We start from the raw sequence: 1,714 nt of genomic DNA on the forward strand, positions 1-1,714 counted from the left end.
CGTGCTGTCAAGGGGTGAATGCGCCACTTCGACCGGGAGGTAGTTGTGACGCGTTGGACTCCGAAGGATGTTAAGGATGCTGCTGTTGAGCGCGTGGTGGCAGGCGAGGCAGTTAGCCTGGTCGCGCGTGATGTGGGTGTAGGCCCCGAATCGGTTTACGGTTGGTTGAGGGTAAGAGGTGTCGAACCTCCAGGCAGGCGTGCGAGTCGTTTGCGTGATCCGTTTGTCCGTGAGGCTGTTGGGTTGGTGCGTGCAGGTATGTCGATCAGTCAAGCAGCACAGACTGTTGGAATATCGACTGGCTTGCTTCACAGCAGGTTAAAGAAAGCTGGTGTAATCGAAGTGCGGCCTAGACGCGCCCACTTGTCACCTGATAAACGTGCCCAGGCCGTGGAGCGAGTGCTTGCTGGTGAGAGCTGTCAGACAGTGGCTTATGCTATCGGTGTGCATCCTTCTACCGTGTATGGGTGGATAAGGAAGCAGCGGTATGCGAAGTTACGCCGGCAGCGACATCGTCGAACGCCTGATGAGGCGGTGGTGTCTTTGCCAGATACAGGCAAGAAGCTGGGTAAAGATTCTGTTATGCCAGCACCGATGAAAACTCAAGCCGTTGATGGATTTCCTAGCGGCGTATTCGACAAACACGCCTTAGTAGGGCGTGGTCGCAGGCTTACTGTTGAAGACCGTGTTGCTATTGAAGCGGGATGTCGTGTCGGTGATTCGGCACGAGCCATCGCGCAGAAAATAAATAGGCACCACAGTGTCGTCGCTCGTGAAATCACCCGTAATGGTTGGAAGATCGTCGATGAGGACGGCACAGAGCAGCTGCGGTATAACGCCCACAACGCTGCTGTTTCTACTGCTGGTCGGATGGTGCGGCCAAAACTACGCAAGCTCGATGAAAGCCCAACGCTTCGGGGTGTAGTAGTCGATTGCCTTGCCCGCAGGTGGTCACCTGGGCGCATTAGTGCATGGCTTGAGCATGCTTTCAGCGATGATGAAAGCATGCGTATTTCCCACGAAGCGATCTACAGTGCCTTATACATTCAAGGCAAAGGCAGCCTGCGAGCCGAGCTTGAAGAAGTCATGAAGACTAAAGACGTACTTATCCGCGGCGGCTCAACACGCAAGCGTCGTGCCCGAAACGCTGGCGTGTTAACCGGTCGCCTTTGGATCAAAGGTGCTGAGATCACCCACCGCAGCCCGGAAGCTGATGACAGGGCTATTCCCGGGCACTGGGAGGGCGACCTTGTTATTGGTAAAGGTGGCAAAAGCGCGCTGATTACCCTAGTAGAGCGCACCAGCCGTTACACCCTGCTTGGACACTTTCCCGATGAGCACAGTTCACACACCGTGGTCGCAACCCTGCAGGACATGGTCAAAGACCTCAACACCGAGCAGCTAAAGACCATCACATGGGACCAAGGCGCAGAAATGGCTGTCACAGCACAAGTCCAGATTAAAGACGGCTGCCAGGTGTTTTTCTGTGAACCGCACTCACCGTGGCAGAGACCAACCAACGAGAACACCAACGGCGAGATCAGGCGCAGGTTCTACAAAAAGGGCACCGACTTTGCCACCGTCACACCCGAACATGTCGCGTGGGTGCAAAATGAGCTCAACGAAACACCCCGACAAATCCTCGGCGGCGCAACCCCACGTGAAATACTTAACGAACTATTCAAGCGTGGCGCATCCACCGCTTGATTCCGCC

2 pseudogenes are annotated in these 1,714 nt (G+C 55.4%); both read left to right on the top strand.

Features of this window, described 5'->3' with window-relative positions:
• Nucleotides 1–258: 258 nt before the first annotated feature.
• Nucleotides 259–468: pseudogene (locus MHK05_RS11770) on the top strand (hypothetical protein); the annotation flags it as partial.
• Between the two features lie 19 nt (nucleotides 469–487).
• A pseudogene (locus tag MHK05_RS11775) lies at nucleotides 488–1,707 on the top strand (IS30-like element IS1513 family transposase).
• Nucleotides 1,708–1,714 lie beyond the last annotated feature (7 nt).

Source organism: Corynebacterium nasorum (assembly GCF_022347325.1).
GTDB lineage: Bacteria > Actinomycetota > Actinomycetes > Mycobacteriales > Mycobacteriaceae > Corynebacterium > Corynebacterium kefirresidentii.